Source organism: Vibrio sp. KUL70 (assembly GCF_059725515.1).
Genome location: NZ_AP045835.1, coordinates 232862 through 256962 on the forward strand (window position 1 = coordinate 232862; position 24101 = coordinate 256962).

The 24101-nt window shown below is 42.9% G+C and carries 20 protein-coding genes and 3 pseudogenes; 10 read left to right on the forward strand and 13 right to left on the reverse strand.

Annotated features, from left to right (window positions below; all coding sequences use genetic code 11):
* Positions 1 to 45: 45 nt before the first annotated feature.
* The 9 genes from AC6I7V_RS15110 to AC6I7V_RS15150 all read right to left on the reverse strand — a co-directional run bounded on the left by AC6I7V_RS15110 (position 46) and on the right by AC6I7V_RS15150 (position 7142).
* Positions 46 to 1218 (reverse strand): trypsin-like serine peptidase, encoded by a 1173-nt coding sequence (locus tag AC6I7V_RS15110; RefSeq protein ID WP_498012151.1) that lies wholly within the window; start codon positions 1216 to 1218, stop codon positions 46 to 48.
* Positions 1218 to 1895, reverse strand: a complete 678-nt coding sequence (locus AC6I7V_RS15115) for a hypothetical protein (protein ID WP_498012152.1) — start codon at positions 1893 to 1895, stop codon at positions 1218 to 1220. The genes AC6I7V_RS15110 and AC6I7V_RS15115 overlap by 1 nt, the downstream gene beginning before the upstream one ends.
* A gap of 1014 nt (positions 1896 to 2909) precedes the next feature.
* Entirely contained in the window at positions 2910 to 3323 is a 414-nt protein-coding gene (locus AC6I7V_RS15120) for a hypothetical protein (protein ID WP_498012153.1), read from the reverse strand.
* Between the two features lie 198 nt (positions 3324 to 3521).
* Complete coding sequence (locus AC6I7V_RS15125) at positions 3522 to 3767, reverse strand: hypothetical protein (RefSeq protein ID WP_498012154.1); 246 nt, start codon at positions 3765 to 3767, stop codon at positions 3522 to 3524.
* Between the two features lie 113 nt (positions 3768 to 3880).
* Complete coding sequence (locus tag AC6I7V_RS15130; protein WP_498012155.1) at positions 3881 to 4297, reverse strand: hypothetical protein; 417 nt, start codon at positions 4295 to 4297, stop codon at positions 3881 to 3883.
* 731 nt (positions 4298 to 5028) lie between these two features.
* Positions 5029 to 5727, reverse strand: a complete 699-nt coding sequence (locus AC6I7V_RS15135) for a hypothetical protein (protein WP_255232619.1) — start codon at positions 5725 to 5727, stop codon at positions 5029 to 5031.
* 241 nt (positions 5728 to 5968) lie between these two features.
* Positions 5969 to 6151, reverse strand: a complete 183-nt coding sequence (locus tag AC6I7V_RS15140) for a hypothetical protein (RefSeq protein ID WP_255232618.1) — start codon at positions 6149 to 6151, stop codon at positions 5969 to 5971.
* 28 nt (positions 6152 to 6179) lie between these two features.
* On the reverse strand, positions 6180 to 6794 hold the full coding sequence (locus AC6I7V_RS15145) for a LysE family translocator (RefSeq protein ID WP_498012156.1): 615 nt from the start codon (positions 6792 to 6794) through the stop codon (positions 6180 to 6182).
* A gap of 51 nt (positions 6795 to 6845) precedes the next feature.
* A complete protein-coding gene (locus AC6I7V_RS15150) occupies positions 6846 to 7142 on the reverse strand; it encodes an antibiotic biosynthesis monooxygenase family protein (RefSeq protein ID WP_498012157.1) in 297 nt (98 codons plus the stop codon).
* Positions 7143 to 7252: 110 nt separating this feature from the next.
* Here AC6I7V_RS15150 and AC6I7V_RS15155 point away from each other — a divergent pair, with 110 nt between their 5' ends.
* The 6 genes and pseudogenes from AC6I7V_RS15155 to AC6I7V_RS15180 all read left to right on the forward strand — a co-directional run bounded on the left by AC6I7V_RS15155 (position 7253) and on the right by AC6I7V_RS15180 (position 10271).
* The gene (locus AC6I7V_RS15155) at positions 7253 to 7495 is read left to right on the forward strand and encodes a type II toxin-antitoxin system Phd/YefM family antitoxin (RefSeq protein ID WP_498012391.1); all 243 of its coding nucleotides are present in this window, start codon (positions 7253 to 7255) and stop codon (positions 7493 to 7495) included.
* A 6-nt stretch (positions 7496 to 7501) separates the two neighbouring features.
* Positions 7502 to 7796 (forward strand): annotated as a pseudogene (locus AC6I7V_RS15160) (type II toxin-antitoxin system RelE/ParE family toxin).
* 89 nt (positions 7797 to 7885) lie between these two features.
* Positions 7886 to 8079, forward strand: a pseudogene (locus tag AC6I7V_RS15165) (transposase); the annotation flags it as partial.
* A 136-nt stretch (positions 8080 to 8215) separates the two neighbouring features.
* Positions 8216 to 8500: a type II toxin-antitoxin system TacA family antitoxin gene (locus tag AC6I7V_RS15170; RefSeq protein ID WP_005398409.1), complete on the forward strand. Its 285-nt coding sequence runs from the start codon at positions 8216 to 8218 to the stop codon at positions 8498 to 8500.
* Positions 8497 to 8775: a type II toxin-antitoxin system RelE/ParE family toxin gene (locus tag AC6I7V_RS15175; RefSeq protein WP_498012158.1), complete on the forward strand. Its 279-nt coding sequence runs from the start codon at positions 8497 to 8499 to the stop codon at positions 8773 to 8775. Before AC6I7V_RS15170 ends, AC6I7V_RS15175 begins: the two co-directional genes overlap by 4 nt.
* A 147-nt stretch (positions 8776 to 8922) precedes the next feature.
* Positions 8923 to 10271, forward strand: a pseudogene (locus tag AC6I7V_RS15180) (transposase).
* A 312-nt stretch (positions 10272 to 10583) separates the two neighbouring features.
* Here the strand turns inward: AC6I7V_RS15180 and AC6I7V_RS15185 are convergent.
* The 3 genes from AC6I7V_RS15185 to AC6I7V_RS15195 form a co-directional block, all read right to left on the reverse strand.
* The gene (locus AC6I7V_RS15185; RefSeq protein ID WP_017633721.1) at positions 10584 to 11243 is read right to left on the reverse strand and encodes a lecithin retinol acyltransferase family protein; all 660 of its coding nucleotides are present in this window, start codon (positions 11241 to 11243) and stop codon (positions 10584 to 10586) included.
* Between the two features lie 721 nt (positions 11244 to 11964).
* Positions 11965 to 12924 carry an EamA family transporter RarD gene (gene rarD, locus AC6I7V_RS15190; RefSeq protein ID WP_498012159.1) on the reverse strand — a complete coding sequence of 320 codons (960 nt, stop codon included), beginning with the start codon at positions 12922 to 12924 and terminating at the stop codon, positions 11965 to 11967.
* A 349-nt stretch (positions 12925 to 13273) separates the two neighbouring features.
* Positions 13274 to 15838, reverse strand: a complete 2565-nt coding sequence (locus tag AC6I7V_RS15195; protein WP_498012160.1) for a molybdopterin oxidoreductase family protein — start codon at positions 15836 to 15838, stop codon at positions 13274 to 13276.
* A gap of 529 nt (positions 15839 to 16367) precedes the next feature.
* Here AC6I7V_RS15195 and nirB point away from each other — a divergent pair.
* From nirB to AC6I7V_RS15215, 4 genes are all read left to right on the forward strand, one after another.
* Positions 16368 to 18950, forward strand: coding sequence for a nitrite reductase large subunit NirB (nirB, locus tag AC6I7V_RS15200; RefSeq protein ID WP_498012161.1), 2583 nt, complete (start codon positions 16368 to 16370; stop codon positions 18948 to 18950).
* A 126-nt stretch (positions 18951 to 19076) separates the two neighbouring features.
* Positions 19077 to 19421: a nitrite reductase small subunit NirD gene (nirD, locus tag AC6I7V_RS15205; protein ID WP_032552319.1), complete on the forward strand. Its 345-nt coding sequence runs from the start codon at positions 19077 to 19079 to the stop codon at positions 19419 to 19421.
* 141 nt (positions 19422 to 19562) lie between these two features.
* On the forward strand, positions 19563 to 21032 hold the full coding sequence (locus AC6I7V_RS15210; protein WP_498012162.1) for a NarK family nitrate/nitrite MFS transporter: 1470 nt from the start codon (positions 19563 to 19565) through the stop codon (positions 21030 to 21032).
* A 138-nt stretch (positions 21033 to 21170) separates the two neighbouring features.
* The gene (locus AC6I7V_RS15215; RefSeq protein WP_498012163.1) at positions 21171 to 22991 is read left to right on the forward strand and encodes a bifunctional protein-serine/threonine kinase/phosphatase; all 1821 of its coding nucleotides are present in this window, start codon (positions 21171 to 21173) and stop codon (positions 22989 to 22991) included.
* A gap of 64 nt (positions 22992 to 23055) precedes the next feature.
* On the opposite strand, the gene cra is transcribed toward AC6I7V_RS15215, so the two are convergent.
* Positions 23056 to 24060 (reverse strand): catabolite repressor/activator, encoded by a 1005-nt coding sequence (cra, locus tag AC6I7V_RS15220; RefSeq protein ID WP_498012164.1) that lies wholly within the window; start codon positions 24058 to 24060, stop codon positions 23056 to 23058.
* Between the last annotated feature and the right edge of the window lie 41 nt (positions 24061 to 24101).

A 24101-nucleotide genomic window follows, 5' to 3' on the forward strand; every position in this document is an offset into this window, starting at 1 on the left:
ATAATAAAAAGCCCCGGCCATAAGGCTAGGGCTAACATCAATATATTACTGTTCCACCGTTTTAACCAAAAAATGGTCTATAGTTAAATTTTCACTCGGCTCAATCAATCTAAACTCTACTTTCACTAAGTCGCCTTTAGCTTTAAATTGGTTTAAAGTAAGTTTTAAATCTTGATCCGTTGCATCTATATTGTGCGCAACCTGGCGGCCATCGATAAACACATCAAAAGGCTTTTGTCCTCTTTCTATTACTGTTTCAATTGTATAGCTGTCGCCCTCTACAGCATAAAATACACTTTGAATGCTTCCGTCACTTAGCCATTTTGTTTCGTTGAAATCGACGTTGCCAGCGCGCCAGTAAGAATAAAACGCATGTAAGTTATCAATATCGTTTTGTGTTTCCGGCGTCCATTTAACCAAATCAAAATCAATTGGCTCTACATAGCTAAAGCCATGCTCTTTCATTGTCTTGTGAATGAATGGTAGGCGCGCTATCACATCATCAAATGTGTCAGTCCAGCCACCGATTTCACTAGTACCATACTGCAAACCAATCTCACCGATTAAGTATAGTTCACCGTCTCTTTCAATCGTGATACCCGAACCTGAATCACCATGAATTGAAAGCCAATTTAAGTTAGTCTTTTCTAATGTATTGAAATCATATGAATATTCAGCAAGCCAACGGTCCTCATATTCACTGTGCATCACCTGTTTAGTTCCACCGTTTCTGTGGTTGTAATTGCCGTAACCGATTTGATTAACCTCGTAAACTTTCGAGTAATCAAACATCCCCTCTTTAGGCAGCTTTGCTGGCTTAATATCTGTGATTGGCGTATCTAGTCGAACAAGAGCGAAATCACCAAAACCGCGATCATTTTTATATGGGAAATTGTATTCTCCAAATTGACCAGCCGGTTCCGTGCTGGCTACCTTCCGCTTTATCTGCTGATAAACACCATTTTCATCTTTCTCATATGAATAACAAGTAACCGTGTTTTGATATCCATCAGACTTAGAGCCGCTTACATGGCTTGCAGTGACTACCCAAAACGGATCAATTAGCGTTGCTGAACCTGCATTCATGTGGCACGCAAAATCAAACTTTGATTGTAATGCAAATTCTTTGTGCTGTTGAACTGAACGATCAAATCTCGTCAAACCAGCGTTTACAGAAAGTGAGGCTAAGACCGCCGTTGCAATTAAAAGCTTTTTCATTAGTTCACCTCACTTAAGTTGATTGCTTCAAGCGCATGATATGGATCGTCATTTTTCCAGCTAAATTGATCGTTTTTCGCTCTATATGTAATTGTTAACTCGTCTGTTACCGTCTCAGTTGAGAACTCAACGCTGTTCTTTGTCGTTGATATATGTGATGGGTAATAGTTTGTAATTGTCACACAATCATTTTTTAAACATGCGGTGAACTCTGACATAGCAAGCCAGTTATGTGTATATAGATCTAGCTTGAATTTTCCAGTCTTGCCGGGTTTTACGATGAACTCAAAACCACCTCCAGGCTTAACGCTGATTGCATGATTTGATTGGTCCAGAAAATCTCTGTAGCTACCATTGCTCCAAAAATACTCATTTCCGCTAGCAGGCTTTTGATGATGAAATTTAAACTCACCGAACGTTTTAACATCACTGATTAAATTAGAGTTCGGCTTTGAGTGAGAACGGTTTTCACCGTACCAAAAAGCCCAGTCTAGCCCATTTAAATCAACGCTATTCACATATCTAAACTTGCTATTATCATCTAATTTATATCCGTGAAATTTTGATGTTACTAAGATAGTTTCACTTTGTTCTGTAGAAATATTGGAAAGTTCTTCTATTTCTGACGCGATTGTGCAGGTAGAAATCAAAGTAAGTGATAAAATTTTAAGCCTCATTGTCAGTTCCCTTTATAGAAAGCAACTGAATTATATGTGCATGTTATGAAACTAATGTAAGCATTTTGTAAGTCTATATATTCATTGAACCAGAATCAAAAAGAGCGTCATAATACCGTGTTAGGTTTTTGACGCTCTATAGATGTTTTAGTGACTTTTCACTCTAACTAACTGAAATTATTTATAATTTATATTAAATCCTCACGGGAACTAGAGTGTATCTAGCTCCACTACGTGAGATAGAGTCACTATGAATTTTTCAAGTGTTGTCATCATATGAGATTTCTGTTTCTGATCCGATACCGTAAACAGTATTAAACCAATGATCTACGGAGTAACATATTCCTCCAAGAATTAGAAGTGGTAACAATAACCACAGTTTAAGGAACACAAAGGCACAAAGAATAGCGCCACCAAAACCTACAAACTGACCGATGCCACAGAGAAAAACTATTACATGATATCTAGTTTTGATCTTACCTTGATACGGACGAATTAGATCTTTTAACATATAACCCTCAAAAGAAAGACGGCCTACTGAGTTCTACCCTTTTATCGCCTTTCGTTAAATTTACAACAACGATTGCACCATATATTAATTACAAGCACTCATCCATGAGCACTATATTGACCTTAATCTTATTATTTATACTCCAACCCATCAGACATAGATAATGTAAACACATCAAACAAATTTTATTTTAGTCCCAGAATAGCCAACTAGACCTACTATTAGTAGCCTCTACCGAAATTGATTTTTCTGGCAATCCCATAAGTCCAATTTTTCTTTATTGATGTACAAGTTTCTTTTCTATCTTCTAGCTCTCCAAAATTCCAAAACGGCCAGTTAGACTTTTTCTCTGTTTCATTTTTCTTCATTATATTAATATCTCATTATGTTGTGTTGTTAATAATTCACTCATCTACTATGATATTCATAAGAAACTATAGCTTCTTATTTTACAATGTTATTTTTATAGCACGATTTGTTTTAATTTAAAGTTAATGCTTTTGCTATTTAATGTACTCTTTAAGTGAAAGCTTGTATTTTCTTAGTTCTTGGTTGTAATCTTCACCAGTTACGCACTCAGCAAAACGATACCTATGTTTCGCCTGTTCAATTAGAATAAGTTCATCCTTTTTTGTCAACTTACCACTCAATTTTTCAAGCCTATCTATTAGGTCATATTTGTTAATGTCTTGCTGTTCTATTTTTATTAATAGTTTTTCAGTACGCTCAATTAATTGATCGACACTTTCATATTCAAATTTCTTAGACCCACAAAAAGAAACTTGACCACTTTCAACAATTAGATTTTTTTTAACCATTGCATTTAGATAGATTTGGTAAAACTCATCTTTATAAATACTACCAATAACGGCGCTACCACAAAGAGCTACAGAAAATAATAAGGCTATACTTTTCATATTTGATCTTATGTTCGTTTTTATATATTTTATCATCTATACATTTAGGATAATCTATCCAATAAGTAAATAAAGGTAATTGCATGTAAGCACTTGAACTATTGATGTATATTTTAAAATGCAATGTTGTTAGTTATCTTAAGCAGATCTTGCCTTGTGATTAGATAACTTGTAATTAAGAGATACCTTAGAAAAGAGTTATAAATAGTCCTTTATATCTAGCTCTGTTCTAGCGTCAAACTTAACTAACTTGGCTTTAATCCCCTGAATCCTTTCAACTTCAAGCGCAACAGGTGCTAAGTTTTTAACCCAATCTATACTAGTTCCCAACAAAGGATGCTCAACATTGAAACGCCTAATGGATATCACACTTTCATTTCCATCACTGTGTTCATAGACGAAAGCAAATATTTCTTTTACCTCTCCCCTCAAATCATTGCTCATATAGTTCCCTCTACCAAATCATTATACATTTTAATATTACTTTCTTTCCGTTTTTATTTTTATTAATCCGTTATACAATATCTATAATAAATTAAAACTAATGATTAGAGTTTTTATTTATCACCTGGACTTATTTTCAGTATCATACCTCCTTTTCTTGATATTAAATTTTTAAGTGTTGCTTCTTTACCTGAATACTTTTTAATAAGATCTGATTTTCTTACTGAATTTTTAACAACTCTGACTTCGCGATCTATATTCTTATATACTTCTAATTTCTTACACTCATTGCATGAAAAATTTACTCTAAATGAGTTTGGAGTTTTAATAACAATGTGACCATTTATACAAACTAGTTTTACTTGTGTATTTTGGTTCTTGTATTCATATGAATCAGGAAAAGAAAAACCATAATTAACTGCGAAAGTCTCAAATTCTCTCTGCGCTCTAGCACTTCTTAATTTATGCCATTCAAGAGTATTTGAAAACGATTCAAATTCAACGTCTGTCAATTCGTAGAGTGTATTCATAGATTTTTATAATTAAGTAGATAAATGGCTGTAAAAACGATAAGTACTAAAAACTTGAGTTAAAAATGATACAAAATTTTAACTTAATTAGTGTAAGCATTAGTAAGTGCATGTAAATTCAATCTCACTTATCGTAATTTAAACTGCATTTAAAGCTTAATAACATAAATATGAAACAAATAGCTTAAAGCAGTTTTATATATGCACGTTGTTTTACAACATATTTCTTTGAATTTATTAGTTATCTTAGAAACATTGTCGTCTTAAAACCAAATACGCTACTCAATTCAGGATCAAAATGAACGTTTAGTTAAGGGGGGACTAGATGACTCGAAGCAATTAATGCCGCAAGATCACGATTTTTTGGGGGGGTAACGTATGAGTAGAGAAGCCTACTAAGTGAGAAGTCCTAAAAACTCTTTGTACTTCTTCATAGCAGGCTTAACTCTTTAAACGTAAATCAGACTGGTTCTATAACGAGGTTTGCATCTTGACTAGTCGAAGAAAACGCGACTTCAACTCCTTCGCTTGATTCCAGCGTGAATTTAGATATCGGGCTTGTCTCATAATGCCAGAGATTGAACGCGATCTATGACAGATATGATAATCCTCGCATAGGGAAACAAGGCAACCACCTCACTGAAGCCACCTTTCTGTGCAATTAACACTAAGCCCAGCGAGGACGTAAAGAAGTAGAACAGCTGATACAACTTGATGCTTTTATATGCGTACTAGTCGTAATTTCTGAAATTATTGATAACTTTATACGTAATACTGCGGTTGTTTGCTTCTAATACCTCAATAGTGGCGCCTTGATAGCTTATAACGTTGCTTTCATTTAGATCGTACTCAACATCCGTTGTGAAAGGCATTCTTACCGTGTTGCCACTAAATTCACGATAGGTAAAACGTATACGATCACCTATTTTACCCGTATAAATTAAGGTTTGTTGCAAGGCACTGGAATCATAGATCGTTTTATCGTAAATACGCGCTTTCGATGTCACGTTATCAAGGTCACTGCAATCGGTAGCCTCTAGCATCAAACCCATACTTGGTTCATATAGACAAGCAAGTTTTGCTTTCTCATTTACAACTAGCATAGCCTCAGAAAAAGCGCCTGAAAACGCGCTTCCTTTATCTTCTGGCTGAAAAATAGCCCTATCCATCGAATTTCCAACATATCCTGTTTGGATGTATTTATTTGGCATTAATGTAGCCAATGAAACTGAAGCCTCGTTATATACATCGATAGCTCTTACTTCACTACTTAACCCTTGACGTAACAGATGCTCTCCCAAAGAAACAGTGACCTCCCTTTCTAAAGGAGGATAGCTAAATTTTTTAGGTACAGGCTGTTGATACGTGGGAGAACCAGCACAACCAGTCAGTAATGCTGCAATAGAAATAATACAAAAAGGCTTAATCATAAATATCTCAAATATGTATATATTAGAGACACTTATTATAAATATTGCCTTTGTTTACGTAAGGGGTATTAACCAAATCTTACACATAACGTCCACCCCTAAATCATGAGAATTTGGACTTCGTAGCAGCATAATGCATGAGCAGACAAACCCACCAACTTAGAAAACTCTTTAATATTCATTGGACTTCTTCCTAGCAGGCTTAGCTCTTTGAACGTAAATCACACAGGTTAAACGTAAATCACACGGGTTCTATGACGAGGTTTGCATCTTGACTGGACGAAGAAAACACCACTTCAACTCCTTCGCTTGATTCTAGCGTGAATTCAGCACCAGACTCTACATGAAAACTCAATTTAGCTTGGTCCAATTGAACCGTGATTTCGCCTGATTCAGGACTTGCATTCTTAAATGTCTTTTTCACTTCAAACTCCTTGTGAGTAACGGATAAATTATTGACGACTGATTAATAGGTTTGCACCCGACAGCGCCAAAAAGGAAGCACATGCCTTGTTAAATCGTTTGGCCATTTTCGGCTTGGTGAACCACTGTCTCAGGTAAATACCGAATATGGCGTAAAGTGATATTGCGCCTAATTCTAAGACTAGGAATGTAAGCCCAAGAATCAAAAACTGCTCGTTTACATTGGCCGACACATCGACAAACTGTGGAAGAAATGCAGTAAAGATGAGAATCGCTTTCGGGTTACCGGCGGCCAGTAAAAACTCTTGTTTGGCTAAACCTAAATGGCTTTGAACAGTATCGATTTCTGATATAGGGCTTGCTTCAGAACGCCAGAGATTAAACGCTATCCACAACAAGTATGCAGCGCCTGCAACTTTAATTGTGAGAAACAGCGTTTGAGATGCATACAGAACGACTGCTAATCCGGACGCAGCAAGTGCAATCATGACCGCAAACGCCGCAATTCGACCAAGACCAGCAATAAAGGCAGACTTAAAGCCATAACAACGCGCATTATTCATCGACAACAAATTATTCGGGCCAGGCGTCATATTCAGAGCAAAGCACACGGGAATGAAAAGCAGTAACTTCCAGATTTCCATCAGGTTTCCTTCATCAAAATATGAACACGCAATAGGTGAGTTTTGGTTAGGCTATTTGGTTCTGTCTTCAATTTCATCGAACGCTTCCACTGAAACACGTTCAGCAATATCACGCATCTTTTGCATTTTTTCTGGGTTTCGGTTTCCCCAAAACAGCTCCCAATCTGCTCGGCTTCTCCACTTTGCAATGGTTAATACCTTTTCTGGCGTGTCGGATGATTGAAGCATGAAGCTACCGAGCGCACCTTCTGTCGATTCGTGAATTGACTCAGTCGCAGAGCGCCACACACTTTGAAACTCTTCCATTTTATCAAGTGGAACTCGCCACTCGTAGATAACTCTAAACATAAACGATCCTTTTATGTTTACCTTTCACACAAATCGCACGATTTAATCAGATTGACCATTTCATACGACCAGCTATAAGCTTACTGTAATTCCAGATTTGGAGATTGATCATTCATACATTAACAGCAAATGATGCCAAACGTAATTTTGGTGAGCTACTTCTAAGCGCCCAACGTGAGCCTGTGAAGACTAGCAAGAACAGTAAAGATGCCGTAGTTGTAATGTCTACCAAGGACTATGAAGAACTAGAAGCAATGAAAGCCGATTATCTTAGACATTGCTTCGAGTCCGCAAAACAAGACTTAGCACAAGGTGAAGTGGTTGATGGTGAAGACTTTTTAAACGCCTTATAACCCGATATGCAAAAGAACAAATACAAACTGAGTAAATTAGCCCAGACTCATTTACGGAAAATTAAAAGCTACACAGTTAACAATTTCTCTGAGATGCAGTGGCGAAGCTATAAAGATACGTTACTGACTGGTTTTCAGATGCTTGCTGATAATCCAGCGGTTGGTCGCAGTTGTGATGAAATATACCTAAGCGGTATATTTCCCTGTAGGCAAACATACCGCTTACTTTACAAAAGAAGATGGTTTCATTTTAGTTGTAGCCATACTCGGTCGATCACAGCTTCCTGAGAACCACATATAATCAAGGTTTCACCCTGGATTTAGGGTGAAACCTTGATTGGTAAACTAACGAGCCTGTAGGGTTTCTCCCTTACCCGTTCTCAGTTCTGATCCTACCGATATTTCATCATGCTCAAGATTATCTTTTACGTCTATTCTCTTGGCATGTTATCAAATCGACGTAGTGAAAGAGCCTGCATCAACAATATCACCTTCATGTGTCTGTCTGGCGATGTAGACCGCACTTCACCACCATTGCTGCCTTCATCGCAAAAATGAAAAACACCATTGAACCACACCTAACGCATTGTTCTATTATGACTAAATTTGAAGTAGAAGCAAAAATGCCACGCGTTGCGAATCCCTCTTGAACGCCTTATTAGTTGCCCATCTCAAAGCCTAGTGCTAACATTTGTACACACACCAACAAAGGAATACATCATGGACACTAGAATTCAATTTCGTGTTGATGAAGAAACAAAACGCCTAGCTCAACAAATGGCTGAGAGCCAAGGTCGAACTTTAAGTGATGCTTGCCGTGAACTTACTGAACAACTCGCTGAACAACAAAGAAAAACATTATCTCACGATGCATGGCTAACTGAACAAGTAAACCTAGCATTTGAGAAGTTTGACTCAGGAAAATCCGTTTTCGTTGAGCACCAAACGGCTAAGTCTAGAATGGAAGAGCGCAAAGCCAGAATCCGTAATCGAGGTAAGCAATGATTTTATGGGAAGAAGAGTCACTTAATGATCGTGAAAAGATCTTTGAGTTTCTCTATGACTTCAACCCTGATGCTGCAGAAAAAACAGACAACCTCATTGAAGCAAAAGTAGAAAACTTGCTTGAACAACCTTTAATGGGTGTACAACGAGATAGCATCCGCGGACGATTGCTCATCATTCCTGAGATTTCGATGATTGTCTCTTACTGGATTGAGGGTGATATCATCCGAGTTATGCGTGTACTACACCAGAAACAAAAATTCCCTGCGGATTGATTGCTTCCTCTTGGGAACTAACGAGCTTGTAGGATTTCTCTCTTACCCGTCCTCAATTCTGATCCTACCGACATTTCACCATGATATGAACTTGAACGCACTAACTCCTTGTGATCTAATCTTAATTATTCGTCACGAAACACAGTTATGCCTAACTTCAAAACCGATTACTCCAATCAAAACATGTTTGTCCCTGTCATCATTGACGAGCAGCTCATCCCTGGCACCATCGAGTATGCGATATCTCATATCGTCGATAACCACCTAGATCTAGCACTCTTTGATGAACACTATTGCAACGACAAAAACGGGGCAGCTGCATACTCACCTTCCATCATGCTCAAGATTATCTTTTACGCCTATTCTCTTGGCATGCTATCAAGTCGACGTATTGAAAGAGCCTGCATCAACAATGTTACCTTCATGTGTCTGTCTGGCGATGTAAGACCGCACTTCACCACCATTGCTGCCTTCATCGCAAAAATGAAAGACACCATTGAACCACTCTTCACTCAAGTCCTAATGATATGCGATGAACAAGGCCTCATCGGTCGTAACATGTTTGCCATTGATGGATGTAAAATTTCATCCAATGCCAGCAAAGAGTGGAGTGGCACTCACGAGGACTTACGCCGCAAAAAAGAGAAACTGGAACGAGCTAGTAAACGTATTATCGAACGCCATCAAAGCCAAGATACCCTCCCAAACGAGGTTGTTGAGCAAGCTCTAAGGCAAAAGCAAAAACTCGATAACAGCGCGAATAAAATCGGTAAAGTTTTTAGCAAGCACTCAAACCTGCAGTACTCGCTTTAAAGGCACAACTGGACAAGCTTCCAAACTCGGTCGAGCATACAACCAAGTTCACTGCTGACAGCGGTTTTCACAGTAACGCCAATCTCAAGTTTTTAGCTGACACACCCTACGATTGCTACATCGCTGATACCGCTTTCCGTAGTCGCAACCCGCTCTTTCAAAGCAGTGAGACCTATCAAACTGAGCAGGCAAAGAAACGTAAAAAACGTTCTAAAACTGGTAAAACCTGTTATCCCATTTCTATGTTTGAGTTTGACCAAGACGCTATGACTTGCCGTTGTCCTGCTGGGAATATGATGCGCCTCAGCAGCAAAAATGCCGTAATAAGCGGAGAGCGTGGTGCCCAATTTTGCGGTTATCTCAATGACTGTCGAAACTGTGTGCATCAACCTCAGTGCATGAGAAAGCCACCAGGTAAACAGCAAGGCCGACAAGTCTTCTTTATCTACAAAAACACCAAAGACTTTGACCACATGCAAGCCATGAAAGACAAGATTGATAGTCCCGAAGGCAGGCGGCAATATAGTAAGCGACTGGGATGCGTTGAACCCGTTTTCGGCAACATTACCGTAAATAAACAGATGAATCGGTTCACGCTAAGAGGAAGAGAAAAAGTAAACGCCCAATGGGCGATGTTTAGCATGCTCCACAACATAGAAAAGTTACGAAATTACATCCATTAGAGGGGGAACCACCTCTAAATCTCACCAAATTAGCGACCACAGCACCTTTCTCACTGTATATCTTTGACAGCCACCGTAAGCGCCAATATCACTGCACAGTATTTAAGCCAATGTAGACGGGGAAAGTGCTCAAAAAGTCAGGTGGTATTGGCTGAAAAAAGAGAAATTCTACAGCCTCAACGCCCTGTTAAGGGGTGAGCAACGCAATACCGAAGCCGCCGCATACCACCTAAAACACTAAAACCAACGCATAGTGAAAATGCCACGCGTTGCGAATCCCTCTTGAACAGTTTGTTACATGATTGTCACTATTTAATCCCAAAGCCAATCAAACACTTTCTTAACGCCGTACCCAACACCAACAGCAATAGCGACAGGCGCAGCAGCTGAGGCAAGAGACCCAGTAGCAACAGCGGCGACAACACCAGTGGCAGCTGAACCTCCTACTGTACTAGCGGCTGTTACACCAGCTACAGTTCCTGCTGTTGTAGACACAGCTGTCTTCGCAACTGCAGAAGTTAAAGCTACCTCCGCTGTCTTGGTTGCGGTCATTCTAGTTGCTTGCTGTGCCACTACTGAAGCTGTAGTTTCTACAGCTTTTCTTTTCATGTATTCATGTCCTGCTGCCCCAGCTACTGAAACAACATTATTTACTTGCGAGCTAGATTTAAAACCATTAAAACACCAGTTAACAAAATGCTCACAATTATTAAAAACTAAGTTGTAACTATCTTCTCCGAGCTTTTCGTAAGCTCTCTGAACCCTTTCTTCTGCAGTATAAACTGGAACCAAATGAGTTTTAATACTCACATTATGTCCTTGTGAGAATTCGCTAAGCGTCGTGATTTCAATACTACCTTTATCCAAAAACTCTGAAAAACCCGAATAGTGAATAACCATACCGTCTCCGATATATAAGCCATGATGGGTGTAGCCCAACCGGGGTGAAACTAAATGATCGCCTTCATTCATAACTATATCCTTAAGTTTTGTAGCACTCTTTAAACGCTAGCTCAGATATTAAAAAGTATGTAACAGCTCTATTAGACAGAATAATTTTGCCTTTGCAACAATTCTGTCTAGTAATCTGTAGTGTTTGGCTAAGCCTAACTAACCTTTTTAATAACAGTACCTTACCTACTTCTCATTGTTCCTAATGTGACCAAAAGCAGAATTATTCTGTATAGTTCCAAAAAATGCAGAAAACAGCCAAATAGGTTGGTTACTCATCATCTTTTTGGTTGAACTCTTAGCCGCAGTCTGGGCACAGGTCACCTTGGTTATACATGACCACTCCCAAGCGGCGCTGAATTAGCCGGTGTATGAGATAAAGCCGATTTTCTTGCCTTTAATAAGAATGGTTACACCCAACTCATTTGAGCCTGTGATCTGCCAGCCGAGATTATCGCCGACTTTGGTGCGATTCCATGCACGTAGATAAATCCCTTTGGTGTTATCACTTCCCCACGACCAAACGGTGTTGTGAAGCGGAGCCTCCAGCTTTTGTTCAAAAAACTTTGAAATCGCTCATTTAGACATCAACTTACCTCGATCTAGCTTAAAACCAACTCGTGACATGCACGACGAACAAAAGGCACTAACTATATTTTATGGAACGAATTACCAATACCCAAAAAGAAAAACGCCGACAGGATCGTCGGCGTTAATGTGTGGAAGAATTACAGCTAAGTTATTAAGAACGCTCTTGTTTAGCGAGTCTGCTCGCTTTCATTCGTTTGTAGCCATCCAACACTAGCGCGATTAAGGCGAATGAGATTAATAGGTAGGTTGGTACTTCGTGCAGCGCAATGCTATCGCCAATTAACAGCCCGACAACAAAAATAAAGGTTGGCTCTACGTAACCCATTAAACCAAACAGAGATACTGGTAGCTTTGAATAAGCGAATAAATAGAGCAGCATTGGTGTAACCGACACTATCGCAAGGCCAAGGTAATATAGGTAGGACGTGACTGGCAGGTTCATAAAATGATCGGCTGGGTAGAGATAGAACATCGCCAAAACAACCCAAGGGAGCATCATAATATGGTCTACTGCCAAACCAATATCGGTCGGCATTGGGTTAGTTTTACGAAACATAAAGTAGACCGGATAACCCAGCGCTACTACCAATACCACCCAAGACAGACCCGATGCCAACACATAGGTATATATTGTCCCTGCCAAAGCAAAATAACACGCCACTTTTTGTAGCTTAGTAAGGCTATCTTTGTAGTAGAAGCAACCGATCAACACCATCACGATAGGCATGGTGAAGTAGCCTAGTGCGAGGTTCAATGTCTCTCCATTGGCCGGAGCCCAAACGAAAAGCCAGTATTGTGGCGCGACAAGCAAGGCTGAAGTCAGGTATTTTGGCCACTTGCGCCACTGTTTCAATGCATCCCACAGCAACGGCAGTCGCTTGGTGAAAAACAGCAAGATGAAGAACAGCATCGTGCTCCAAATAATACGCTGCACAGCCAACCAGTGACTCTCGCCACCCGAAATTAAACTCGGCCCCATATCCGGTTGGATTTGTACATAGGCAGGAATGCAAGCAAACAGCATTGAACAAAGTATCGATGCCACCACCCCTTTTGATTGATCAGACATCAAGTGGATGTATTTATGAAATAAAGCCTTTAACTGACTCATGAACTCTACCTATCGTAACTGCGCTTACAGGCTACAAGACAACAACAAAAAAGCGCTGTTATGATTCAACAGCGCTTCTCAGTATCCAATAAAAGATCAATTGCGGATAAATCTGATTCTTTAATTGGTTTGGCGCATTGAATATCACTGCTGATTAAAGAATGCAATCATTAGGTATCTGATAGCTTAAGATTTAACAAAGGTTGTTCACAAGATCACGACAAATAAAAGATCCCTCTGCTTTTCTGATCAATAGCGAGTTAACAATCACGACCTGCTGTAGCGCGCTCTCATTAGCCATTGATTCATAAGATAAATATTACTTAATAAAGTTCATTAACTTCATTTACTATTTGGCCAACGTACTTAAAAACTCGGCTTCAAACTCTTCATCAACTTCGCGAGTTAAGCACGCCACCAGCCAGTCGATGCTGTCATGGTCGAGCTTACTATTGACCACAAAAGCCTGCTTCACGCCGAATTGATCCAGCTTGGCAGAGCCATAGTTCTTAAATGATTTATTGCCGTGGTAGTGCAGCGACTTAATCGCATCGGCGTCAGATTCTGGAAGTGCTTCAAGGGTGTTGGCTAGTTGAATCACCAACTCCATTGGGTTCTTAGATGAAGATATGCGATACAAAAAGCCGCCCTCCACTCTTTGCCTTACCCAGTAATCAAACCTGCTGCAATCCATTACCTTGTCACTCACCAGTGCCGCTTCACTGCGATAACCGCATGGCTCCACTATCACTGGAGTGTGCTTGAATTCCGGCTGACCAGATGCGGCATCGGTATGAGGCAGAATCAGATCACACGGCTTGCTGTCTTTCGCTGTTGGGGCGTTCCAGTGAATAGGCATAAACACTTGTTCGCGGCGCATCTCTTTGGTGACGACTAAACGCGCTTGGCACTCCCCTTGTGCGCTGCGTACTCTCACCACTGGGTTGACGGTCGCATGATTGAAAGCATCTAGGCCAAATTCATCGAGGTTTAATTCGGCAACTGTGTCTGGATGCATGGCTACGAACGGTTCAGGTGTATGCTCGCCCAAACCCGCCGCCAAACCAGTGCGGCTCATGGTGTGCCATTGGTCGCGAATACGCCCCGTGTTCATAATGAGTGGAAATTCGACACTGGTATCAGCAATCGGCTTGTCATGTTCCACCGCAATGAACTGCGCTTTGCCCGATTCGGTAAAGAACTCCCCATCGGTAAACATACGCTGCTCTATGATCTCTGGTTGGTATTCAAGCACCGGCCACTGCTGTGGGGTGAGTTCGCCATAGCCCTTCTCATCGAGTTTGGTTAACCCAATCAAACACAAATCACGTGCTTTGCCTGTTTCATTACCAAGTGCAGTCATCTCGCAATACTCTTTGAAGATCTCGCCTTCGTGTCGGTAATCAAACTGTTCTTTGAATCCCATCTTTTGCGCCACTTCTTTTAATATCCACCAATCAGGCTTAGCTTCCCCTGGACTTGGCAATATGCGGCGCTGGCGTGAGATTCTGCGCTCGGAGTTGGTTACTGTACCCGACTTTTCACTCCAACCTTGGGCAGGCAAAACTACATCAGCTAGTCGTGTGGTTTCGGTATCGGCAATGCAGTCCGACACCACAACAAATGGGCACTTCTCTAATGCTGTTTTGATTTTCTCACTATCAGGCAAGCTTACAACTGGGTTGGTCGCCATGATCCACACCGCTTTGATTTTACCTTTGTTCATAGCATCGAATAGGTCAATGGCCTTTAAACCGGCATAGGTTGCTAAGTTGTCGGTCTGCCAAAACTCGCTCACGGTTTGGTGTGATTGCGGGTCTCCAAATTCAAAGTGCGCGGCTAAGGTATTGGCTAAGCCACCTACTTCACGGCCCCCCATCGCGTTCGGTTGGCCTGTCACCGAGAATGGCCCCATACCTGTTTTACCAATTTTACCTGTCGCCAAATGGCAGTTGAGAATGGCGTTAACCTTGTCGCACCCTTGGGTAGATTGGTTTACGCCCTGAGAATAGATGGTGAGCACCTTGTCGTTGGATGCAAACAGAGAGTAGAACTGCTTGAGCTGCGCTTCGGTTAATCCTGTCAGCTCAGAAACGCTTTTGTCACCCCAGCCATTTTCGGTATAGCGATATCGCGTTGCTGCTCGAATCGCTTCAATAAAGCCTTGGGTGTGTTTTTCAATATAGTCTGGGGCGAGCTTGTCGTGATCATCGAGATACGCTAATAAGCCATTAAACAGTGCGACGTCAGAGCCCGATTCTAACGCCAAGTGGATGTCGGCAATTTCGCAAGTGTCGGTATAGCGAGGGTCAATCACGATCACTTTCATTGCTGGGTTGGCTTGCTTTGCCGCACGCAGACGTTGAAACAGAACAGGGTGACACCAAGCGAGATTTGAGCCTGTAATAACCACCACTTCCGCTTGTTCAAGATCTTCGTAACAGACTGGAACGGTATCGGTACCGAATGCGCGTTTATGCCCTACCACACTCGAGGCCATACAAAGGCGTGAATTACTGTCGATGTTGGCGCTACCAATAAAGCCTTTCATCAGTTTATTGGCAACATAATAGTCTTCTGTCAGTAACTGGCCTGATACATAAAAAGCGACCGAATCTGGCCCATGCTCTTTGATCGCTTGGGTGAACTTATCTGCCACCAGCTGCGACGCTTCGCCCCAAGGTAACAGCTGCTGTCCGCTTGCGACTCTTTTCATCGGTTGGGTTAAGCGGCCTATCGGTGTTACGGTATCGCCCAGTGCTGCGCCTTTAGTACATAGCTTGCCATAGTTCGATGGGTGCTCTTTGTCGCCACGCACTTCCAATTTACCTGAAGCCGTTGGCCTTACTTCAATGCCACAACCTACGCCACAGTAAGCACACGTTGATTTGATCCAATCCTTGTTTGAACTCATCACTCTTCCCTCGTGCAATGTTCTTTTTTATCTCTTCCACCAGAGTATTCAGAAAGCCATTTTCAGCTCTCTCTCAGTAGTGAAAATTTCTCTTTTTTAATAAAGCAATTTGCGCACCACTATTTAACCCAACGCAAGACAATAAAAAACCAATTAAATTACAACAACTTAAAATCAATACAATTACAAAGCTTGAGGTTAATTAAATCCAACCGAAGAAATATTGAGATATTTGCACCATGTTGATCAATTTTGCACCACAAAGGCTCATTTTCATAAATCTCTTACTTTTCAAATCTACCACTTTAGGGGTAATTGAGTCGTTTGTTATTTAGTTAAACCATTGAATATATTAATTAATATTATTTTTTATGATCGCCTTTTTTATCTGGCATCCTACTTGCTGCCCTAAAAACCAACAACCCAAAATTCACAGTTTTTAAGTTCATTGGAAGAACAGCAAATTACCCACCATTGAGAGTGGACTGTTTTTAGAAACGCTAGGAAGCCAGCAAAAAAGGAATTTACTATGAGCAAACAGAAAATTGTCGTCGTTGGTAATGGCATGGTTGGCCACAAATTTATCGACAACATCATTCAAGCAAACTCAGACCAATACGAAGTCATCACCTTTAGTGAGGAATCACGTCTTGCCTACGACCGTGTTCAGCTCACTGCTTACTTCAACGGTAAGTCAGCAGACGACTTGGCCCTCACTAGCGAAGCTTACTATCAAGAGAATGGCGTTAAGTACTTGGTGAATGCCAAGGTGACTGAGCTTGATACCGAAAACAAAGCGGTAGTCACCGACAGCGGCCATCGTGAAAGCTACGACAAACTGATTCTTGCTACTGGCTCATTCCCATTCGTTCCACCAATCCCGGGTAACGATCAGGAACACTGTCACGTCTACCGTACGATTGAAGATCTTGATGCGATTGAGCTGTCGAGTAAGCAGAGTAAATCGGGCGTGGTAATCGGCGGTGGCCTGCTTGGTTTAGAAGCGGCTAACGCAGTGAAAAACCTTGGTTTAGAAACCCATGTGGTCGAGTTCGCGCCTCGCTTGATGGCGGTTCAACTCGACGAAGGTGGCGGCGCACTACTACGCCGTAAAATCGAAGACTTAGGCGTACAGGTTCACACCGAGAAAGCGACCTCTGAGATTGTCGCCGGTGAAACGGCTCGCTACCGCATGAACTTTGTAGACGGCACTCATCTTGAGACCGATATGATCGTGTTCTCTGCTGGTATTCGTCCTCAAGACGCATTGGCGCGTAGTTCTGATATCGCGATTGGCGAGCGTGGCGGTATCGTGATTGATGATTACTGCCAAACCAACATCGATGATGTCTACGCGATTGGTGAGTGCGCACTGTGGGACAACAAGATCTTCGGCTTAGTAGCTCCGGGCTACTCTATGGCGAAAGTGGCGGCTAGCCATATCCTTTCAAATGGTGAAGATGAAAGCAGCTTCACCGGTGCAGACATGAGCACCAAACTTAAACTGCTGGGCGTAGATGTAGCCAGTATCGGTGAAGTACACGGCAAAACAGAAGGTGCCCAGTCATACACCTACAACGATGAAATCGAACAGGTTTACAAACGCCTGATCATTTCTGCTGATGGCAAGAAGATCGTTGGTGCGGTGTTGGTGGGTGACGCCGAAGCTTACGGTTCACTGCTGCAAATCAAGCAAAATGACATGCCGCTGCCAGAAAACCCATCGGTTCTGATTCTTCCAAACCTTGCAGACGACTCTGGCAGCGCGATGGGCGTTGAAGCGCTACCAGACAGCGCAGTTATCTGTTCATGTTTCGATGTAACCAAAGGCGATATCAAAGAAGCGGTTTCCGCTGGCTGTACCACGATGGCTGCCCTGAAAGAGTCGACCAATGCTTCAACCGGTTGTGGTGGTTGTTCAGCGCTAGCGAAACAAGTATTAGACAGCGAACTAAGCAACCTAGGTGTTGAGGTTTCTAACGATATCTGTGAGCACTTTGCCTACTCTCGCCAAGAACTAACCGACATTATCCGCGTCAACAAGATCAAGACCTTCGATGAACTACTGGAATCTCACGGGCAAGGCTTAGGTTGTACTGTGTGTAAACCTGCGATTGGCTCTATCCTCGCCTCTTACTGGAACGACTACATCCTTGAGGATGAGCACATCGAGTTGCAAGACACCAACGACATCTACCTTGGCAACATGCAAAAAGATGGCACCTACTCTGTGGTTCCACGAATTGCCGGCGGCGAAATCACCCCAGACAGACTGATTGTGCTCGGTGAAGTAGCAAAAGAGTACAACCTCTACACCAAGATCACTGGCGGCCAACGTGTCGACCTATTTGGCGCGCAACTAAACGAACTGCCCGCTATTTGGAAAAGGTTGATTGATGCAGGCTTTGAAACCGGCCATGCCTACGGTAAATCGGTTCGTACAGTGAAGTCTTGTGTGGGCAGCACTTGGTGTCGTTATGGCGTAAACGACAGTGTCGGCCTCGCAATCAAACTAGAGAACCGCTACAAGGGCCTACGCTCACCTCACAAGATCAAATTCGCTGTATCTGGCTGTACGCGTGAATGTGCCGAAGCGCAATCAAAAGACATTGGCGTTATCGCGACCGACAAAGGCTGGAACCTATACGTGTGTGGTAACGGCGGTATGCGCCCACGTCACGCCGACCTATTCGCAACCGACCTCGATGAACAAACGCTGGTTCAATACATCGACCGCGTACTGATGTTCTACACCCGTACTGCTGATCGCTTACAACGTACCTCTGTTTGGATGGAGAACCTGGAGGGCGGCTTGGACTACCTCAAAGAAGTGGTCATTGAAGACAAACTCAATGTCGCGGCAGAACTGGAAGCGGACATCGCGCTCAACATCGAGAAGTACCAATGTGAGTGGAAGACCACCATCGAGAACCCAGCGAAAATGAAGCGCTTCCAACACTACATCAACAGTGACGAAATGGATAAGAGCTTGTCGTTCATTACCGAACGCGAACAGCGCTTCCCGAAACCAATCATCAACACTGACCACGATGCCGAGCGTACTCAAGCGCTGAATAGCTCTGAACAGATTGAAATTACGGAAGTCTCGTAGCCAGTTTGGTCGTTAGCAGGCCCTTCACTACGCAATACTCTGCTAGCGACCTTCTTTCATTACGACCTTCATTTTTTAGGAAATTGAACAAAATCTAAGACTCAACAAATTGACAAGGAGACTGTCATGGAAAACTGGACCACTGTTTGTTCCCAAGAGGATCTAACGCCCAACGCGGGTGTCTGTGCCAAAGTTGCTGATCATCAAGTCGCGATCTTTTACTGCAAGCGCAGTGACAAGATTTATGGCCTTTCAAATTTCGACCCAATTGGTAAAGCCAATGTCATGTCACGTGGTATTATTGGCTCGTTAAGTGGAGAGCCGTACGTCGCTTCTCCCCTTTACAAGCAGCATTACCATCTAGAGACAGGCGCTTGTTTGGAAGAGCCTGAACACGCTCTGACTCGCTTTGAAGTGCGCAGACAAGGTAACGACATTCAAGTACTGGCACCCGAAGCGTTAGCAAGCTAATCACGGATTAGGTCGTATTTCAGAATCACCCAATACTCATGCCTTAGCCGCCTATAATTAAACACTTAGGCTCGCTACGGAGTTGGCATGTGAACGGCTAGAAAAACTCTAGACACTTTCCATATTTAAAGGATTTAATACATGGATAACTCAAAATTTTCGCTGCTCTCATTCACAGGTAAGATGAAAATCTTACACCTTAGCTGGATCGCCTTTTTCATCACCTTTGTGGTTTGGTTTAACTTTGCGCCACTACTGCAAATGGTAAAAACATCTTTAGGCTTAACCACTGAAGAGATCAAAACTCTCTTAATCTTAAACGTGGCATTGACCATCCCTGCGCGTGTCGCCATCGGTATGTTGACCGACCGCTATGGTCCAAGACTGGTCTATTCTGCCCTACTCGCTATCTGTTCGATTCCGTGTTTCATGTTCGCGCTCGCTGACTCGTTCATGCAAGCAGCTATCGCACGTTTCCTACTCGGCTTCATCGGTGCTGGCTTCGTGGTTGGTATTCGCTTGGTGTCTGAGTGGTTCCCACATAACGAACTGGGTACTGCGGAAGGTATCTACGGTGGTTGGGGTAACTTCGGTTCAGCTGCGGCAGCGTTCACTCTTCCTACTCTGGCACTGGTTTTCGGTGGCGAAGATGGCTGGCGTTATGCCGTTGGTGTGACAGGTGCAATGAGCCTTCTGTTCTCAGTTGTTTTCTACAAAAACGTATCGGATACACCAAAAGGTTCTACTTACTTCAAACCTGCACAAGTTACAGCGATGGAAGTAACGTCTAAGGGTGACTTTTTCTTTCTACTCATCATGAAGATCCCTATGTACGCGGCTCTTGCGCTACTGGCTTGGAAACTGTCTCCATCAGGTATCGGCATGCTGTCAGACTCAGCAGTATACGGTGTGTATGCGCTACTGGCTGCGCTGTATATGTATGAAATATCTCAAGTTTGGAAAGTGAATAAGAACGTCTTCAAGGAAGAAGTGCCAGAGATTCACCAATACAAATTTAAGCAAGTTGCGGTATTGAACGTGCTTTACTTCGCGACATTTGGTTCAGAGCTGGCTGTGGTTTCTATGCTGCCACTGTTCTTCTCTGAAACCTTTGAGCTAACGCCAGTTCTAGCAGGTATGGTGGCGTCGGCATACGCCTTTATGAACCTAATGTCTCGCCCAGGTGGTGGTTGGATTTCAGATAAATTTGGCCGTAAACCAACACTGCTTATCCTAACTGCAGGTCTAGCGGTGGGTTACTTCGCAATGGGTCAAGTCGACAGCACATGGCCTGTATGGTTGGCGGTTGTGGCAGCAATGGCGTGTTCTTTCTTCGTACAAGCAGGTGAAGGGGCAGTATTTGCGACAGTACCACTGATTAAGCGTCGTATGACAGGTCAAATCGCGGGTATGACGGGTGCTTACGGTAATGTGGGTGCGGTGGTTTACCTCACAGTGCTTTCATTTGTGAGCTACCAAACGTTCTTCCTTGTGATTGCAGCAACAGCGGTACTTGGCTTCCTGACTCTGATATTTATGGAAGAGCCAAATGGTCAAATTGCTGAAGTAAATGACGATGGTAGCGTGACGTTAATTAACGTATCGAGCTAACCACTCATTGAATGATATCGGGAGAAGGAACCGGGATTGCGACACTCGGTGACTTCGTTCAAAAGCTCTTGTTTCTGACTAGGGCTTTTGTTCTTTCCCTTCCTTTTCAAACAATGAGCAGATAGGAGCAAGGACGTTATGACTCTCTCATTTAGCCAAAGCCAAACAGCAGCTGATACAAATACAAGCCAAGACGCGGAACAAGGTATTCATCCGCAGGCAAGCAATCAACTCAAGCTCAACTATGGTGGTTACTCACATCAAGGGGTTAGAAACGAAAATCAGGATGCGATTATCGTTAAGCACCCTAAAACCCGTGCCGAACAAGAGTTCAAGGGCAGCGTGGCCTGTATTGCCGATGGTGTGAGTTGCAGTGAACAGGGACAAAAAGCCAGTCACACCAGCGTGATGCAGTTCATTACTGACTACTACGCAACGCCGGAAAGCTGGAGCATTCAACGCTCGGCTCAGAAGGTACTGACTTCACTGAACTCTTGGTTATTTAACGCCTCCTTCTCTGAGCTTGATGACGATAAGCAGCTCGCTCATAACACCATGGTCTCGACCTTCAGCGCGGTGATCATCAAATCTAACACGGCTCATATCTTCCATGTTGGTGACAGCCGCATCTACTTACTGCGTGATGGTAAAATTCAGCAGCTAACCCGCGATCATACTCGTAAGAACTTGGTGAATACCCACTATCTCACTCGTGCGCTCGGTATGGATAGCCAACTGAATGTTGACTATCAAACTCTATCCATACAAGTGAAAGACCGCTTTATTCTGACAACCGACGGCGTGCATGAGTTTATTGACGAAGAAGATCTAGTCGAAGGAACCAATAACCAGCATGACTTTGAACTGGCGACTCAGGCGATCTGTAACAAAGCCCTGGCAATGCACAGCAAAGATAACGTCAGCTGCTTGATGATTGAGGTAACACAACTGCCTAAACCATCATTGATTGAGTTTCATGAAAAGCTCGCGACACGCGTCATTCCTCCGGTATTAAAACTAGGGCAGATGATCGACCAGTTTCAGGTGTTGGAAGTGCTCTACTCTGGCACCCGCAGCCACGTATATCGTGTGATGCAAACCCAGACCCAAACCGAATTCGTGATTAAAGTACCTTCAATGCAATATCACGACGATCCAGCGCAGCTCAAAGCGTTTTACAACGAACAGTGGGCAGGCATGCTACTTAACAACAAACGCATTATGAAGGTCTATCCGACTGACGAGCGTTCGCAGTTTCTTTATCAAGTGTGTGAGATGGTTGAGGGCGTAACCTTAAGGCAGTGGATGTACGACAACCCCAAACCAAGCTTGCCAAAAGTGCGCACGATTCTAGAAAAGATCATTCAGGGCATTCGTGTACTTCAACGTGCTGACATTGTTCATCGCGATCTGAAGCCCGAAAACATCATGTTACTACCGAATGGCGATATTAAGCTGATAGACCTTGGCGCAGTATTGATTCGCGGCATCGAAGAAGGTTTGCCCGTTGAAGAGGATGCGGTTCCGCTTGGTGCCGTAAATTATATCGCTCCGGAAACCATTAAGCAGAATGTTGCGACCACACGCTCTGATCTGTTTTCTGTAGCGGTAATTGGTTATGAAATGCTGACGGGACAGTTGCCTTATCCTGAAATGACGCCCCGATCTTTGGCTCAATCTCGTCATCATCAATGGCACTATCAACCTATTACGCGCCTCCGTTCAGACTTACCCGCTTGGTTTGACCTGGTGTTACAAAAGGCGTGTGCTGAGCAGCCAACTGAGCGTTACTCCGTGCTCGGCGACTTTATCTCTGATCTCTACACACCCAACTCTAAGCTAGTGAAACGTAAAACCCAGCAACCGCTACTCAATAGAAACCCAATCCAGTTTTGGAAGGTACTGGCCCTGTTATTAGGGATTGTTGCACTGGTCGAATTCGGTTTATTGATTCAATAAAAAGGCCTCAGCACTTTAATGGCGCTGAGGCTTGGATAAGAAATTAAAGCTTACGCTAACTGTTTTAGCTACGCTTTACCAGGCTTCGCGGCACCAGTTCAATACCAGGCTGGTAACGTTTTGCTGAAGCGTTCAATGCCAAGGCGAATGCGCTGTCTGCAATCACCTCAAACTGTTGCGGCAGAGAATGTACTTTAAATGGTAGGAAGTCCAACAGGCGGTTATCACCAAAGGTCGCCAATTTGACTTTATTGACCAGCTCTGGCTTTTCGACCATTACATCCAACACGCCCTCTAACAAGGTGTAAGACATGGTGACAATCGCATCCGGAACCGTGCCTTTCGCAATCCACTCTTCAAAAATTTCTCGCCCTGATTCTCGGTCAAAGTGTTCACCATAACCGACAACCGTGGGTTTGTTCTCTTTCAGCCCATTTTGCTGAGTATGCGCTTTATTGGCCGCTTCAAAACCCAATTGACGCTCACGTGAAATATTTAGATCAGGCAAGGCACCAATCAAGCCAATGCTTTGAATATTGTCATCAAGAATAGAGTGCGTCAGTTCAAACGCCGCTTCGAAATCTTCACTGATCACACAGGCAAAGTGCTCATCGTCTAACGGACGGTCAATAGCGATAACTGGCGTTCCTGACTTTTGAAGTTGCAGATAGAACTCGTTAGCGTCTGGCATCGAGCTCGCCACCAGCAAAGCATCAATACGACGGCTCACAAGAGCTTCTGCGACTTTTCGCTCGGTTTCAGCATCGTCGTCTGAACAACCGATTAAGATCTGATAACCCACTTTGCGAGAGTTTTGCTCAATCAACTTAGCTAAACGTGCATAACTGCTGTTCTCCAGATCTGGAATAATCAAACCAAATGAACGGCTGTTACCTGCCCTCAATGACGATGCTGCGTGGTCTGGGCGATAGTTGTGCTCGTTCACCACTGCCATTACCTTCTGCTGCGTTTTCTCGCTGATGCGGTACTTCTGAGCTTTACCATTAATCACATAGCTTGCAGTGGTTTTAGATACACCCGCCAGTTTCGCTATTTCATCAAGTGTCATATCAAGGGCCTGTATTTTGTGCGTAGGATCATAGAACCAAA

Bases quoted from the DNA above. Each gene is read 5' to 3' on its own strand.
- AC6I7V_RS15110 (WP_498012151.1), bottom strand. From the start codon at position 1,218: ATGAAAAAGCTTTTAATTGCAACGGCGGTCTTAGCCTCACTTTCTGTA.
- AC6I7V_RS15115 (WP_498012152.1), bottom strand. From the start codon at position 1,895: ATGAGGCTTAAAATTTTATCACTTACTTTGATTTCTACCTGCACAATC.
- AC6I7V_RS15120 (WP_498012153.1), bottom strand. From the start codon at position 3,323: ATGAAAAGTATAGCCTTATTATTTTCTGTAGCTCTTTGTGGTAGCGCC.
- AC6I7V_RS15125 (WP_498012154.1), bottom strand. From the start codon at position 3,767: ATGAGCAATGATTTGAGGGGAGAGGTAAAAGAAATATTTGCTTTCGTC.
- AC6I7V_RS15130 (WP_498012155.1), bottom strand. From the start codon at position 4,297: ATGAATACACTCTACGAATTGACAGACGTTGAATTTGAATCGTTTTCA.
- AC6I7V_RS15135 (WP_255232619.1), bottom strand. From the start codon at position 5,727: ATGATTAAGCCTTTTTGTATTATTTCTATTGCAGCATTACTGACTGGT.
- AC6I7V_RS15145 (WP_498012156.1), bottom strand. From the start codon at position 6,794: ATGGAAATCTGGAAGTTACTGCTTTTCATTCCCGTGTGCTTTGCTCTG.
- AC6I7V_RS15150 (WP_498012157.1), bottom strand. From the start codon at position 7,142: ATGTTTAGAGTTATCTACGAGTGGCGAGTTCCACTTGATAAAATGGAA.
- AC6I7V_RS15170 (WP_005398409.1), top strand. From the start codon at position 8,216: ATGGACACTAGAATTCAATTTCGTGTTGATGAAGAAACAAAACGCCTA.
- AC6I7V_RS15175 (WP_498012158.1), top strand. From the start codon at position 8,497: ATGATTTTATGGGAAGAAGAGTCACTTAATGATCGTGAAAAGATCTTT.
- AC6I7V_RS15185 (WP_017633721.1), bottom strand. From the start codon at position 11,243: ATGAATGAAGGCGATCATTTAGTTTCACCCCGGTTGGGCTACACCCAT.
- rarD (WP_498012159.1), bottom strand. From the start codon at position 12,924: ATGAGTCAGTTAAAGGCTTTATTTCATAAATACATCCACTTGATGTCT.
- AC6I7V_RS15195 (WP_498012160.1), bottom strand. From the start codon at position 15,838: ATGAGTTCAAACAAGGATTGGATCAAATCAACGTGTGCTTACTGTGGC.
- nirB (WP_498012161.1), top strand. From the start codon at position 16,368: ATGAGCAAACAGAAAATTGTCGTCGTTGGTAATGGCATGGTTGGCCAC.
- nirD (WP_032552319.1), top strand. From the start codon at position 19,077: ATGGAAAACTGGACCACTGTTTGTTCCCAAGAGGATCTAACGCCCAAC.
- AC6I7V_RS15210 (WP_498012162.1), top strand. From the start codon at position 19,563: ATGGATAACTCAAAATTTTCGCTGCTCTCATTCACAGGTAAGATGAAA.
- AC6I7V_RS15215 (WP_498012163.1), top strand. From the start codon at position 21,171: ATGACTCTCTCATTTAGCCAAAGCCAAACAGCAGCTGATACAAATACA.
- cra (WP_498012164.1), bottom strand. From the start codon at position 24,060: ATGACACTTGATGAAATAGCGAAACTGGCGGGTGTATCTAAAACCACT.